Genomic DNA, 14,348 nt, shown 5'->3' on the forward strand with positions numbered 1-14,348 from the left:
ATTTCGGCGTCGAGGTGAAGGGCGCGCGGCGCTGGCTGACGCTCGGGCCGCTCGGGTCCGTCCAGCCGTCCGAATTCCTCAAGCCCGCCTTCGTGGTGATGGCGGCCTGGGCCTTCGCCGAGGGCACGCGCCGGCCTGACCTACCGGGTACGATCCTGGCGCTACTCCTGCTGCCCTTCACCATCGTGCCGCTCGTCCTCCAGCCCGATTTCGGGCAGACCATGCTGGTCAGCCTCGTCTGGGCCGGGCTTTTCTTCGTCGCCGGCCTGCACTGGTTCTGGGTGATCGGGTTAGGGGGCATCGGCGCCGTCGGCATCGTCGTCGCCTATGAGTTCGTGCCGCACGTCCGCGCCCGTATCGAGCGCTTCATGGACAAGGGCTCGGGCGATTCCTTCCAGGTCGACACGGCGCTGGAGAGCTTCGCGCAGGGCGGGTGGCTCGGCAAAGGCCCAGGCGAGGGCACGGTGAAGCGCATCCTGCCCGACGCCCATACCGATTTCATCTTCGCGGTCACGGCGGAGGAATTCGGCATCGTGGTCTGCATGCTACTAGTCGCGCTTTTCGCGGTGATCGTGATTAGAGCCTTGTTCGTGGCGCAGAAGGCGGAGGACCCGTTCATCCGCCTCGCCGTCACCGGCCTTGCCCTGCTCTTCGGCATCCAGGCGGCGATCAACATGATGGTCAACCTGCACATGATGCCGGCCAAGGGCATGACGCTGCCCTTCATCTCCTATGGCGGCTCCTCGCTGCTTTCGCTCGCGGTCGGCACCGGCTTCCTGCTGGCGCTGACGCGGCGGCGCCCGCGCGCCGTCGATTTCGGGCGCTGATCCGATGGCCACGAACAAGCTGATCATGCTGGCGGCCGGGGGAACCGGCGGCCATCTCTTCCCGGCGGAAGCGCTGAGCCACGCGCTGCACGCCAAGGGCATGCGCGTCGTGCTGATGACCGATACGCGCGCCGCCGAGTTCGCCGGCAGTTTCCCGGCCGAGGCGGTGCATGCCGTGCCGGCCGCGACGCCGTCCGGCCGCTCGCCATTGCAGAAGGCGGCAGCGCTCTTCCACATCGCCAAAGGCACGTTCGCGGCGCGGCGGATCATCCGGCAGGTGAAGCCGGACGTGGTCGTCGGCTTCGGTGGCTATCCGACGGTGCCGCCTGTGCTCGGCGCCTCGCTCGCAGGCGTGCGAACGCTGATCCACGAGCAGAACGCGGTGATCGGCCGCGCCAACCGTTTCCTCGCCGGCCGGGCCGACGTGATCGCGACCGGCTTCGCAGAGGTCAGCGGACTCACCGAGGCGCAGCAGGCCAAGTGCCGGCATGTCGGCAACCCCGTGCGCCCGGCCGTGATCGAGGCGGCCGGCCGCGACTATGACTGGCCGGGCGCGGGCAAGATCAGGCTCCTCGTCTTCGGCGGCAGCCAGGGTGCGCGCATCATGGCCGATATCGTGCCGCCGGCGGTCCAGCTCCTCACCGATGCCGAGCGGGCGCGCCTGACCATCGTCCAGCAGGCGCGCGCCGAGGATGACGAGCGCGTGCGCGGCATCTACGAGACGCTCGGCGTCCAGGCGACGATCGCGCCCTTCTTCAAGGACCTGCCGGCGCAGATGGCGGCGGCGCAGCTCGTCATCGCCCGTTCCGGCGCCTCGACCGTGGCGGAGCTCACCGTGATCGGCCGGCCGGCGCTGCTGGTGCCGCTGCCGGGCTCGCTCGACCAGGATCAGGCGGCGAACGCGGCCTTCCTCGAAGGGGTGGGCGGCGCGACCTGCATCCTCCAGCCGGACTTCACGCCGCGCCATCTTGCTGCCGAATTGTCCAAGCTGATCGCGCAGCCAGCGCACTTGACGACGATGGCGGCAAACGCGAAGAGCGCCGGCATCCCCGACGCCGCCGAACGCCTTGCCGATCTCGTGATCGCCACGGCCCGTACTACGAACTGACAGGATTCCAGGACCATGAAGCTGCCGCCGAAGCTCGGCTCCATCCATTTCGTCGGCATTGGCGGCATCGGCATGTCCGGCATCGCCGAGGTCCTGCACAATCTCGGCTACAAGGTGCAGGGCTCGGACGCCTCTGACGGCGCCAATGTGAAGCGCCTCGCCGACAAGGGCATCACCACCTTCGTCGGCCACAAGGCCGAGAATCTCGGCGAGGCCGAGGTCGTCGTGGTCTCGACCGCGATCAAGCGCGACAATCCGGAGCTGCTCGCTGCTCGCGAGAAGCGCCTGCCGGTCGTGCGCCGCGCCGAGATGCTGGCTGAGCTGATGCGCCTGAAGAGCTGCGTCGCCATCGCCGGCACCCATGGCAAGACGACCACGACCTCGCTGGTCGCGACCCTGCTCGAGAAGGGCGGGCTCGACCCGACCGTGATCAATGGCGGCATCATCAACGCCTACGGCACCAATGCCCGCATGGGCGAAAGCGACTGGATGGTGGTCGAGGCCGACGAGTCCGACGGCACCTTCCTGAAATTGCCAGCCGACGTCGCGATCGTCACCAATATCGACCCCGAGCATCTCGACCATTTCGGCACCTTCGACGCGATCAAGGCGGCCTTCCGCTCCTTCGTCGAGAACCTGCCGTTCTACGGCTTCGCGGTGATGTGCATCGACCATCCGACCGTGCAGGGGCTGGTCGGCCAGATCACCGACCGCCGCGTCGTCACCTATGGCGAGAACCCGCAGGCCGATTTCCGCCTGATCGACATCGATCTCTCGGGCGGGCAGGCCAAGTTCACGCTGCTGATCCGCGACCGCAAGACCGGCCGCGACGAGGTGATCCGCGATCTCGTGATGCCGATGCCGGGCCATCACAACGCGCTGAACGCCACGGCGGCGATCGCGGTCGCCTATGATCTCGGTATCCCGGTCGAGCGCATCCGCGAGGCGCTGGCCGGCTTCGGCGGGGTCAAGCGCCGCTTCACCAAGACCGGCGAGTGGAACGGCGCGCTGATCTTCGACGATTACGGCCATCACCCGGTCGAGATTGCCGCCGTGCTCAAGGCGGCCCGCGCCTCGACCAGGAACAAGGTGATCGCGATCGTCCAGCCGCATCGCTACACCCGCCTGTCGAGCCTGTTCGACGATTTCGCCGCATGCTTCAACGATGCCGACACGGTGATCGTGGCCGATACTTATGCCGCCGGCGAGGCGCCGATCGCCGGTGCCGACCGCGATTCGCTGGTCGCCGGCATCAAGGCGCGCGGCCATCGCCATGCGCTCCCGTTGGAGAGCCCCGACAAGCTCGCCGGGATGGTGGCGGAGCTGGCGGGACCGGGCGATTATGTCGTCTGCCTCGGCGCCGGCAACATCACGCAATGGGCCTATGCGCTGCCGAGTGAGCTCGCCGCGCTGAAGGGATAGGTTTGTTTCCTTCTCCCCTCGGGGGAGAAGGTGGCCCGGCGAAGCCGGGTCGGATGAGGGAAGATCGGGTGAGACGCAGCCAAGGCTGCCCTCATCCGTCTGCTTCGCAGCCACCTTCCCCCCGAGGGAGAAGGTTCGCCTCTGGATGAAAGGCATGGCCCTGCATCGCAAGAACTCATCCCGCACCCGCGATTTTGCCCGCGGCCAGCGCGAGGAGCCTACACGGGCTGAAGCTCTGCTCTGGCAAGCCGTTCGCAATCGCCGCTTCGCAGGGTTGAAATTCAAGCGCCAGATGGCGATTGGGCCCTTCATCGCTGATTTCTGCTGCTTCGAGCACAAGCTCATCGTCGAACTCGACGGCGAGCCGCATCAGACTCTCGAAGCGCGTACCAGAGACGCTACCCGCACAGCTTTCCTGAAAGGGGAAGGCTATCGGGTCTTGCGCTTTCCCAATGAGCGCGTGCTAGGAAATCTCGAATTCGTCCTGCGCGAGATCGCAAGTGTTCTCGGTCTCGCCGGGCTTCCCTCATCCGACCCGGCTTCGCCGGGCCACCTTCTCCCCCGAGGGGAGAAGGAGTAAGCGCCGAGCCATGCCCTTCGCAGACCTCTCCTCCGACATCCGCGCCTCGGCTCCCGACCTGCGGGGCCGGCTTCTCGCCAATCAGGAGCTTTCGGGCCTGACCTGGTTCCGCGTCGGCGGCCCAGCGCAGATCCTGTTCACGCCGGCCGATGACGAGGACCTCGCCTATCTGCTCTCGAAGCTGCCGGAAGATGTCCCGGTCACGGTGATCGGCCTCGGCTCCAACCTGATCGTGCGCGATGGCGGCATTCCCGGCGTCGTGATCCGGCTCGGCGGCAAGGCTTTCGGCGAGATCGCGCTGGAGAGCGGCGACCGCCTGCGTGCCGGCACGGCCGTGCCGGACGTGAAGGTCGCCCGCGCGGCGGCGGATGCCTCGCTCGACGGGCTTGCCTTCTATCGCGGCATTCCCGGCTCGATCGGCGGGGCGCTGCGCATGAATGCCGGCGCCCATGGCGGCGAGACCACCGACGTGCTGGTTTCCGCGCGCGGCGTCACCCGCAAGGGCGAGATCGTGACGCTCTCCCATGCCGACATGGGCTTCACCTATCGCAACAGCGCGGCCACGACCCGCGACATCATCTTCACCTCCGCCTTGTTCCAGGGACGGCCGGGCGATCAGGCGGTGATCCAGGCCGAGATGGACCGGGTGACGCAGGCGCGCGAGGCAGCCCAGCCGATCAAGGAGCGCACCGGCGGCTCGACCTTCAAGAACCCCGAAGGCGGCAAGGCCTGGAAGCTGATCGATGCCGCCGGCTGCCGTGGCCTGCGCGTCGGCGGGGCGCAGGTCTCCGAGATGCATTGCAACTTCCTGATCAACACAGGCGGCGCGACGGCCGCCGATGTCGAGGGGCTCGGCGAGGAGGTTCGCCGCCGGGTCAAGGAGACTTCCGGCTTCGAGCTCCAGTGGGAGATCAAGCGGCTCGGGGTTGCGGCGTAGCCGGTACGGCCGAGGCGCGGCGGCGCGACAGGATCATCCCGACGATCGTCGAGCCGAGCACGATCGCGATGCCCAGGAATTGCAGAGGGCTCAGCCATTCGCCCAGCAGCAGGGCGCCCAGGATCGTCGCCACGGTCGGGCTGAGCAGCCCGAGGAAGGCGACGCCGGCGCCGAGCGTCGTGATGCCCCTGATCCAGAGCCAGTAGGTCAGGGCCGTGCCGATCAGCACGAGATAGGTCAGTCCGATGCCGTTCGGAGCGCTCGGTATCGGCGGCGCGCCTTCGACGATCAGGGCGACCGGCAGCAGGATCAGGCCGCCGAGCGTGAGCTGCCAGGCCGCGATGGCGAGCGGCGAACCCATCTTGCCCCAACGCTCGATCAAGACGGTGCCGGTCGCCATCGAGGCGGCACTCAGGAGGCCGGCGATGATGCCGAGGGCATCGGGCTTGGCATGCGGATCGAGCACCAGCAGGGCGACGCCGACGAGCCCGGTGAGCGCTGCCACGATCTGCCCGCGGCCCGGACGCCGGCCGAGCAGGGGCCAGGCGAGCAGGCCGACGATCAGGGGCTGGGTCGAGCCGACGGTAGCGGCGAGGCCACCGGGCAGGCGCGCGGCGCTGACGAAGAGCAGAGCGAAGAAGATGCCGATATTGGCGAGGCCGAGCGCCGCCAGCGGCAGGAGCTTGTCGCGCGGCGGCAGGCCGGGGCCGAGCGCCATCAGCAGCAATCCGGCGGGCAGGGCCCTGAGCGCGCCGACGAGCAGCGGATGATCCACCGGCAGCGTCTGGGTGAAGATGATGTAGGTCGTGCCCCAGATGCAGGGCACGAGGATCGTGGTCAGCAAGGTCCTGTTCAGCGGCATTTCGGCCTCCGATCGCGCGTCGCGCTTGGCTCGTGGCAGCGCGGTTGTTAGTTTGATTTGATATCAGATAATTCGACATCAAACTATCTTACGTCAAATTACTTGGCAAGGAGCCGAAATGAGTCAGGAGCGAGCCGGCGTTCAGGGCGGGCCGATGGATTCGATCCTGGCGCAGTGGCGGCGGGAACGGCCGGACCTTGATACCAGCGTCATGGGAGTCTGCGGCGATCTCTGGCGGGCGGCGGACAGGGTGCGCGATGGGGTCTCCGCCAATCTCGCCGGCGACGAACTCGATCTCGCCGGTTTCGACGTGCTGCTGACGCTCCGGCGACAGGGCCGGGGCAGGGCACTCTCTCCGTCCGAGTTGGCCCAGGACATGATGATTTCGACCTCGGCGATGACCAATCGGCTCGACCGGTTGCAGAAGCGCGGGCTGATCGAGCGGCAGGCCGACCCGGCGGATCGCCGGGCCTTGCGGATCGTACTGACCGAGGCTGGCTTCGCGCTGGCGGACCGAATCGTCGTCAGCCATGTCGCGACCGAGGAGCGGCTGGTGAGCGCGCTTTCGGCGGAGGAGCGGGCGGAGCTACAGCGCCTGCTCGCCAAGATCGGCTAGCGGCTGCTGATTCTCTGGAGAAACACCGCGGTCATCCCGGGCTTGACCCGGGATCCAGGCCGGAGCGCTGCTCATCGAGGTTCAGGCATGGATCCCGGCTCGTCGCTGTGCTCCGGCCGGGATGACGCGCGTTTGCTTGAAAACGCAATGCGCTCGGACCCGCTGCGGATGGGTTCGCAGAGCTTCGCATCAAAACGCCGTCGCCTCTCCTTAACGCCGTGTTCGTCATGGTTAACTCCCCGTTAACCAAGTTTAACGAGGTTGGACGCATCGCAGGAGCGAAGCGTCGATGACCAGACATGTTGCAGTGCTGATGGGCGGCTGGTCCGTCGAGCGTGAGGTCAGCCTCAACAGCGGCGCGGCCTGCGCGCGGGCGCTGGAAAGCGTCGGCTACCGCGTCACCCGCGTCGACGTGCAGCGCGACATCGCCGAGGTGCTGGCGAAGCTGAAGCCCGATGTCGCGTTCAACGCCCTGCATGGCCGCTTCGGCGAGGACGGCACGATCCAGGGCGTGCTGGAGATCCTGCGCATTCCCTACAGCCATTCCGGCGTGCTGGCCTCGGCGCTCGCCATTCGCAAGGACCGGGCGAAGACTGTGGTGAAGGCCGCCGGCGTGCCGGTCGCCCACGGTGTCAACGTCTCGCGATTCGCGGCCGCGAAGAAGCATGTGCTGCCGCCGCCTTACGTGCTCAAGCCGATCGACGAGGGTTCCTCCGTCGGCGTCGTGATCGTGAAGAAGGGCAGGGAGCATCCGCCGCAGGAAATCGCCCGGCCGGACTGGCCTTGCGGCGAGATGCTGCTGGCCGAAACCTTCATCGCAGGGCGCGAATTGACCTGCGCCGTGATGGGCGACCGCAGCCTCGGTGTGACCGAAATACAAGCCGCAACCGGTGAGTTTTACGACTACGACGCGAAGTACGCGAAAGGCGGCTCGATCCACATCTGTCCGGCTCAAATTTTACCGAAAATTTACCAGCAGATCGAAGAGTGTGCGTTAACGGCGCATCAAGCAATCGGATGCCGGGGCGTCAGCCGATCTGACTTCCGTTACCACGACGAGAGCGACACGCTCGTCTGGCTGGAGGTCAATACGCAGCCCGGGATGACCGAGACCAGCCTGGTGCCCGAGTTGGCTGCCCATGCGGGCCTGGATTTCGGTGAGCTCGTCAAATGGATGGTGGAGGACGCCTCCCTCGATCGGTGAAAGCGATGTCGGCGAAACCCGTTGCCATGCCCCGATATGCGCCCGCCCGGCCGCTCTCCCGGCTCCCGGTCGCGCACGCCCCCCAGTTGCTGGTGGGTGAGCAGCGACAGGGCCGCTGGATGCGCCGCTCGCGCCGCAGCGCGATCGCGGTGCCGCTGGCGCAGCGCCTGCCGCAGAGCCTCGGCACCTGGCTGGCGCTGGGCTTCCTCACGCTCAGCCTTGGCAGCGGCTTCGTGCTCGGCGGCCACTGGCAGACCATGCAGGACAATTACGGCGAGCCGCGCCACATGTTCGCGCGGGCGCTCGGCTTTGGCATCGACCGCGTCACCATTTCCGGCCTCTCGGGACTGTCCGAGCAGGAGGTCCTGGTCGCGGCCGGCATCGATTCGAAGACCTCGCTGGTGTTCTTCGACGCCGACGAGGCCCGCAAGCAGCTCGAGGCGACGCCGCTGATTCGCGAGGCGGCCGTCCGCAAGCTCTATCCGGGCGAGGTCTCGATCGCGCTGACCGAGCGCGAGCCCTACGCGCTCTGGCAGGTGAAGGGCGAACTCTTCGTGATCGCGGCCGATGGCACGGTGATCGACAAGATGGACGATGGCCGCTTCGCCTATCTGCCGCTGGTCGTCGGCAAGGACGCCAACAACCGCGCCGCCGAATATCTGGCGATCCGCACCAAGGCCGGCGCCTTCGCCCAGCATATCCGCGCAGCGACCCTGGTCTCCGGGCGTCGCTGGAACCTGAAACTCGACAACGGCATGGATGTGCGCTTGCCCGAGACCAAGCCGGAAGCCGCGGTGCAGCGCCTCGTGTCGCTGGAGAGCGATTATCGCATCCTCGAGAAGGATGTGCTGGCCATCGACCTGCGCCAGCACGATCGCGTTGTGATGCGGCTCTCGGAGGAGGCGGCCGCAGCCCGCGCCGACCAGCTCAAGAGCAAGGCCAAGAAGAAGGGAGGCGAGGCGTGAACCACGTTACCTCCCAGGGTTTGACCCCACGCATGCGTCCGCTGTCGTCGCGCAAGAGCGCGACCTTGTCGATTCTCGACATCGGCACCAGCAAGGTCGTCTGCCTGATCGCCGAGTTGAGCCCGGCCGAGAGCAACGAGCGGCTGCGTGGGCGCACCCATGTCGCCCGCATCATCGGCATCGGCCACCAGCGCTCGCTCGGCCTGAAGGGCGGCGCGATCGTCGATCTCGAAAGCGCCGAGCGCGCCATCCGCGCGGCGGTCGACGCGGCCGAGCGCATGGCCAAGGTCGAGGTCCAGTCGGTCATCGTCAACCTGACCGGCGGGCGCATCGGCTCGCAGCATTACGCCGCCAGCGTCGACCTGCGCTCCGGCTCCGTCGGCGATGCCGATGTGAAGCGCGTGCTCGCGACCGCCGCGACCCATGCGTTGCGCCCGGGCAAGGCGGTGCTCCATGCCCTGCCGACCGGCTATGCGCTGGACGGCGTGCCGGGCGTGCTCGATCCGCGCGGGCTGATCGGCGGCAAGCTTTCGGTCGACATGCATGTCGTCGCCAGCGAGGCGGCGGCGGCGCGCAACGTCATGCTCGCGGTCGAGCGCTGCCATCTCGAAGTCGAGGCGGTGGTGGCGACCCCCTATGCCTCCGGTCTCTCGGTCCTCGTCGACGACGAATCGGAGATGGGCGTCGTCCTCGTCGATCTCGGCGGCGGCTCGACCTCGCTCGGCGTGTTCTCGGGCGGGCATCTCGTCCATGCCGACGCCATCGCGGTCGGCGGCAACCACATCACCATGGACGTGGCGCGCGGCCTCTCGACCCGCGTCTCGGCGGCCGAGCGGCTGAAGACGCTGCACGGCTCCTGCATCTCCAGCGCTTCCGACGAGCGCGACATGATCGCGGTGCCGCAGGTCGACGACGACGAGCGCGACATGCCGAACCATCTCGCCAAGTCGCACCTGGTGCGGATCATCAAGCCGCGCGTCGAGGAGATCCTCGAACTGGTGCGCGACCGGCTGAACAATGCCGGCTTCTCGGCCCAGGCCGGGCGGCGCGTCGTCCTCACCGGCGGCGCCTGCCAGCTCACCGGCCTGCCGGAAGTGGCGCGGCGCATCCTCGGCGGCCAGGTCCGTACCGGCCGGCCGCTTGGGATCAAGGGCCTGCCGGAAGCGGGCAAGGGCCCGGCCTTCGCGGCGGCGGTCGGCCTGCTGGTCTATCCGCAGGTCGCCCATGTCGAGCATTTCGAGCCGCGCGCCGCCGGCGCGCGCTACTTCGCAACCGGGACGGACGGCTACTTCTCGCGTGTCGGGCGGTGGCTGAAGGACAGTTTCTGATCATGGCGCGAGCCAGGATCGAGAATTGAGTGAGTAGGGTTCGTCCTGAGGGCGAGCCACGGCGTCAAACGTAGCAATCGGGACGGCTCCCGCCAGGCGCCGGACAAGGGATCAAAAGAGGCAACCATGGCGATGAATCTGCAAGCCCCGGACATCCGGGAACTGAAGCCCCGGATCACGGTGTTCGGCGTCGGTGGCGCCGGTGGCAATGCGGTCAACAACATGATCGAGGCCGGCCTCGACGGCGTCGATTTCGTCGTCGCCAATACCGACGCGCAGGCTCTGGCCCTCTCGCGCGCCTCCCGCATCGTGCAGATGGGCCTGCAGGTCACCGAGGGCCTCGGCGCCGGCTCGCAGCCGGAAGTCGGGCGCGCGGCGGCCGAAGAGGTCATCGACGAGATCCGTGATCATCTGGCGGGCGCCCACATGGTGTTCATCACCGCCGGCATGGGCGGCGGCACCGGCACCGGCGCTGCTCCCGCGATCGCCCGCGTCGCCCGCGACATGGGCATCCTGACCGTCGGCGTCGTCACCAAGCCGTTCCAGTTCGAGGGCCAGCGCCGCATGCGCATGGCGGAGGCCGGCATCGGCGAGCTGAACGAGGCGGTCGACACCCTGATCGTCATCCCGAACCAGAACCTGTTCCGCGTCGCCAACGAGACCACCGGCTTCGCCGATGCCTTCGGCATGGCCGACCAGGTGCTCTACTCGGGCGTCGCCTGCATCACCGACCTGATGGTCCGTCCCGGCCTGATCAACCTCGACTTCGCCGACGTGCGCGCCGTGATGCGCGGCATGGGCAAGGCGATGATGGGCACCGGCGAGGCGCAGGGCGAGAAGCGCGCGCTGACCGCGGCCCAGGCCGCGATCAACAACCCGCTGCTCGACGACGTCTCGATGAAGGGCGCGCGCGGCCTGCTGATCTCGATCACCGGCGGGCGCGACATGAAGCTCTATGAGGTCGACGAGGCCGCCACCCGCATCCGCGAGGAGGTCGACTCCGAGGCCAACATCATCGTCGGCGCGACCTTCGACGAATCGCTGGAAGGCACCGTGCGCGTCTCCGTCGTCGCGACCGGCATCGACAAGCCGATCTCCTCGCAGATGGAGAGCGACGATACCGAGGCCCGCATCGCCCAGGTCGCCGAGCGCCTGAAGGCCGAGGCCCGCCTGCGCAGCAACGCCGCCGTCGCCGCTGCCCGCCCGGTCGCGCCGCCGGCGCCGGTGATCGAGACGGCCCGCGTCGCCCCCGCGCCGATGCCGGAACCGGCTCCGGTCGCCCAGGTCGCGCAGGATATCCGCATCGAGCCGGTACAGCCGCGCCCGGTGATGGTCGCCCCTCCGGCGCCTGAGCCCGTCCATCATGCCGAGCCGACCCTGCATTTCGACGAGAGCTTCATCCCGCCGATGCCGGAACGCGCCGTCGTTCGTCCGACCCGCATGCCGCGTGTCGAGGACCTGCCGGCTCCGGGCCAGGTCCAGCTCAACGCCCATCGTGGCGCCCAGCCCGCGCCGCAGCCGCCGAGCGCCGTCGAGCAGAAGCGCATGTCGCTGATGCAGCGCCTCGCTTCGGTCGGCTTCGGCGGCCGCAAGGACGAGGAGGCCGAGATGGCTCCGGCCCCGGCCCCCGTCCGCCAGATGCCGCAGGCCCCGATGCCGCAGGCGGCTGCGCCGAGCGCTGCCCATGCCGAATACATGCGCCGCCCGGCGCCGCAGCCGGCCTCGCGCCCGGCGCAGGGCCAGCTCGACCCGCATGGCCGCGCTCAGCCTGCTCGCTCCAGCGAGGAAGACCATCTCGAGATTCCCGCCTTCCTCCGCCGCCAGGCGAACTGACGGGACCCAAGCCTCTCACGGCTCTGTAACAAGACCCGCCGCGGTGCCTCCGCGGCGGGTTTTTCGTCGTTAGAAAATCTTTATCTTTCAGCGCTTTATATGATCCGATCCACCTGGGCGGCGCTGTAACACAGCGAAAGAAAGCGTGATTTTGAGAGGCGGCTTCAAAAGCTTATCTTGCGGCGCATCAGAACGACAGCGTCGCCGGGTCTGCTCCGGCGCCGGCCTTGGATAGACATCGTGGTCCTGCCCCCGCTACGGCGGAAGAGAGGCTAGCCCGATGATCAGGATTGGATGACGGAATGAGCTTCGATCGGCAGACGACCTTGCGGGCAGCGGTGACCCTGACCGGAATCGGCGTCCATTCCGGAGCTCCCGCCAGCATCTGCCTCAAGCCTTCCAGCGCCAATTCCGGCGTCGTCTTCCTGCGGACGGGCATCGAGGGCATGCCGCCCCAGCTCATCCACGCCAAGCACACCAAGGTCAGCGCCACCGAGCTCTGCACCGTCATCGGCGACCGCGGACCGGCCTCGGTCTCGACGGTCGAGCACCTGATGTCGGCATGCGCCGGTCTGGGCCTGGACAACGTGCTGGTCGAGATCGACGGGCCGGAAATGCCGATCATGGATGGCAGCGCCCGTGAGTTCGTCGCCGCCATCGAGGCGACCGGCCTGACCATGCTCGCCGCGCCGCGCCGCTATCTCAAGATTCTCCAGCCGGTCCGCATCGAGCAGGGCCGCGCCTTTGCCGAGCTGGCTCCGGCCGAGCATGGCTTCCGCCTCGATGTCGAGATCGATTTCGACAGCGTGGTGATCGGCCGCCAGCGCAAGATCTTCGATCTCGACGCCCAGGCCTACGCCAGCGAGATCTCGAAGGCCCGCACCTTCGGCTTCATGCGCGATGTCGAGCAGCTCTGGAAGGCGGGTTTCGCCCAGGGCGCCTCGCTCGAGAACACCGTCGCAGTGGGTGACGACAAGGTCATCAATCCCGAGGGGCTGCGCTATGGCGACGAGTTCGTGCGCCACAAGGTGCTCGACGCGATCGGCGACCTCGCGCTCGCCGGCTATCCGATCATCGGCGAGTTCCGTTCCTATTGCGGCGGCCACCGTATGAATGTCCGCATTCTCGAGGCGCTGTTCGCCGATCGCGCGAATTTCGCGGTCATCGAGTCCCAGCCGGTCTTCGCGGCGCCGCGCGCCGTGCAGATGGCTGCCGCTGCCCCGGCCGCCTTCGCGCCTGATCTGCACTAAGAGCCCGGTTGGAGGTTAAAGCCCTCATCCTGAGGAGCCGCGAAGCGGCGTCTCGAAGGATGCTCCAGATGGTTCCGGAGCCTCGGTGAACATCCTTCGAGACGCCATTTCTAACGAAATGGCTCCTCAGGATGAGGGCTCACGGTATTCTTAAGCAGTCTCCAAGCGCGGCGAGACGCGGCTTCGCCTTCCAATCGCCGGTTTTTTGTCCCAGATGCCGCAGCGATGCGGAATCACGTCATAACCGATTTTCGGCAGTGGCGCGGGGGAAGCGTCTGGGGTAAGGCATGCTTCCCGGAGGCTGGATCGTCATGCGTCCTACCAGACGCAAAGTGGCGATCCGGCTCTTGGTTTCAGCATCGGATTGCCTCGAAAAGTGGCTTCCACTTTTCGGTCCGATGCTTGAGGGACGATCGAAAGAGGACGGACGACGTGAGCGTGACGCGGCAAGGCCTTCCGGCAATCCATCGCGGTCTTTCGCCGCGCAGGGGCATCGCCCTTGCGTTGGGCGCCGCCATGCTGCTTGGCGGCTGCGATACCCTGTCGTCGCTCAATCCCTTCGACAAGCCCGAGGTCTACAAGCCGGACCTGACGCCGCCGACGCCGGCCGACAAGCTCTACAACGAAGGTCTTGCCCGCCTGCAGAACGGCGATAGCGAGGGCGCCTCGAAGAGGTTCGAGGATATCGACAAGACCGCGCCGTTCTCGCCCTATGCCCGCAAGGGCCTGCTGATGACGGCCTATACCAATTTCCAGGCCTCGAAATGGGAAGAGGCGATCACCGCCTCGAAGCGCTTCATCGCGCAGAACCCGGCTAGCCCCGACGCCGCCTACGCGCAGTACATTCTGGCGATGTCCTATTATAACCAGATCCCGGACGCGACCCGCGACCAGGAGCGGACAGGCCAGGCGATCCAGGCCATGGAGCATCTCATCGTCACCTATCCGAAGTCGGAATATGTGGTCGATACCCGCGAGAAGCTCCTGGTGGCCAAGGATCAGCTCGCCAGCAAGGAAATGAATGTCGGGCGCTACTATCTGGAGAAGCGCAACTACACCGGCGCCGTGAACCGCTTCCGCGAAGTCATCATCAAGTACCAGACCACCCGCCATGTCGAGGAGGCGCTGATGCGCCTGACCGAGGTCTATATGGCGATGGGCATCACCAACGAGGCGCAGACGGCGGCCGCCGTGCTCGGGCACAACTTCCCCGACAGCCCGTGGTACAAGGACGCCTATGCGCTGCTGCAGAGCGGTGGCCTGGAGCCACGCGAGGATCGTGGCTCCTATATCAGCCGCGCCTTCCAGGGGTTCTCGCGCACGGTCGGCGGCATCATCGGGATCGGCAGTCTCTGACGCGGAAGGACGCCCCTCGCATGATGGGCCACGGGCGATCCTGCCAATTTCGACGACGGG

General features: G+C 67.3%; 13 protein-coding genes. 12 read left to right on the plus strand and 1 reads right to left on the minus strand.

Going from position 1 to position 14,348, the window contains the following annotated elements; translation table 11 throughout:
* The 5 genes from Q0Q02_RS04625 to murB all read left to right on the plus strand — a co-directional run.
* Positions 1 to 827: putative peptidoglycan glycosyltransferase FtsW (locus tag Q0Q02_RS04625; protein ID WP_293807348.1), on the plus strand; the 827-nt coding region annotated here is incomplete at its 5' end.
* 4 nt (positions 828 to 831) lie between these two features.
* On the plus strand, positions 832 to 1,935 hold the full coding sequence (gene murG, locus Q0Q02_RS04630) for an undecaprenyldiphospho-muramoylpentapeptide beta-N-acetylglucosaminyltransferase (RefSeq protein WP_293807350.1): 1,104 nt from the start codon (positions 832 to 834) through the stop codon (positions 1,933 to 1,935).
* Between the two features lie 15 nt (positions 1,936 to 1,950).
* Positions 1,951 to 3,357, plus strand: a complete 1,407-nt coding sequence (murC, locus tag Q0Q02_RS04635; protein ID WP_293807352.1) for a UDP-N-acetylmuramate--L-alanine ligase — start codon at positions 1,951 to 1,953, stop codon at positions 3,355 to 3,357.
* Positions 3,358 to 3,511: 154 nt separating this feature from the next.
* Complete coding sequence (locus Q0Q02_RS04640) at positions 3,512 to 3,937, plus strand: endonuclease domain-containing protein (RefSeq protein WP_293807354.1); 426 nt, start codon at positions 3,512 to 3,514, stop codon at positions 3,935 to 3,937.
* Between the two features lie 10 nt (positions 3,938 to 3,947).
* The gene (murB, locus tag Q0Q02_RS04645; RefSeq protein WP_293807356.1) at positions 3,948 to 4,874 is read left to right on the plus strand and encodes a UDP-N-acetylmuramate dehydrogenase; all 927 of its coding nucleotides are present in this window, start codon (positions 3,948 to 3,950) and stop codon (positions 4,872 to 4,874) included.
* On the opposite strand, the gene Q0Q02_RS04650 is transcribed toward murB, so the two are convergent.
* On the minus strand, positions 4,849 to 5,736 hold the full coding sequence (locus tag Q0Q02_RS04650) for an EamA family transporter (protein WP_293807357.1): 888 nt from the start codon (positions 5,734 to 5,736) through the stop codon (positions 4,849 to 4,851). The two genes, murB and Q0Q02_RS04650, sit on opposite strands and share 26 nt — an antisense overlap.
* A gap of 118 nt (positions 5,737 to 5,854) precedes the next feature.
* Here Q0Q02_RS04650 and Q0Q02_RS04655 point away from each other — a divergent pair, with 118 nt between their 5' ends.
* The 7 genes from Q0Q02_RS04655 to Q0Q02_RS04685 all read left to right on the plus strand — a co-directional run bounded on the left by Q0Q02_RS04655 (position 5,855) and on the right by Q0Q02_RS04685 (position 14,288).
* The gene (locus tag Q0Q02_RS04655) at positions 5,855 to 6,352 is read left to right on the plus strand and encodes a MarR family transcriptional regulator (protein WP_293807359.1); all 498 of its coding nucleotides are present in this window, start codon (positions 5,855 to 5,857) and stop codon (positions 6,350 to 6,352) included.
* Between the two features lie 289 nt (positions 6,353 to 6,641).
* Positions 6,642 to 7,556: a D-alanine--D-alanine ligase gene (locus Q0Q02_RS04660; RefSeq protein WP_265060244.1), complete on the plus strand. Its 915-nt coding sequence runs from the start codon at positions 6,642 to 6,644 to the stop codon at positions 7,554 to 7,556.
* Between the two features lie 5 nt (positions 7,557 to 7,561).
* On the plus strand, positions 7,562 to 8,521 hold the full coding sequence (locus tag Q0Q02_RS04665; protein ID WP_293807362.1) for a cell division protein FtsQ/DivIB: 960 nt from the start codon (positions 7,562 to 7,564) through the stop codon (positions 8,519 to 8,521).
* Between the two features lie 32 nt (positions 8,522 to 8,553).
* Positions 8,554 to 9,849 (plus strand): cell division protein FtsA, encoded by a 1,296-nt coding sequence (ftsA, locus tag Q0Q02_RS04670; protein WP_293807549.1) that lies wholly within the window; start codon positions 8,554 to 8,556, stop codon positions 9,847 to 9,849.
* Between the two features lie 126 nt (positions 9,850 to 9,975).
* Positions 9,976 to 11,682: a cell division protein FtsZ gene (gene ftsZ, locus Q0Q02_RS04675; protein ID WP_293807364.1), complete on the plus strand. Its 1,707-nt coding sequence runs from the start codon at positions 9,976 to 9,978 to the stop codon at positions 11,680 to 11,682.
* A 302-nt stretch (positions 11,683 to 11,984) separates the two neighbouring features.
* Positions 11,985 to 12,932, plus strand: a complete 948-nt coding sequence (gene lpxC / locus Q0Q02_RS04680; RefSeq protein WP_293807366.1) for a UDP-3-O-acyl-N-acetylglucosamine deacetylase — start codon at positions 11,985 to 11,987, stop codon at positions 12,930 to 12,932.
* A 492-nt stretch (positions 12,933 to 13,424) separates the two neighbouring features.
* Positions 13,425 to 14,288: an outer membrane protein assembly factor BamD gene (locus Q0Q02_RS04685; protein ID WP_293807550.1), complete on the plus strand. Its 864-nt coding sequence runs from the start codon at positions 13,425 to 13,427 to the stop codon at positions 14,286 to 14,288.
* The last annotated feature ends 60 nt before the right edge of the window (positions 14,289 to 14,348 follow it).

This window comes from uncultured Allobosea sp. (assembly GCF_945956895.1).
Classification (GTDB): domain Bacteria; phylum Pseudomonadota; class Alphaproteobacteria; order Rhizobiales; family Beijerinckiaceae; genus Allobosea.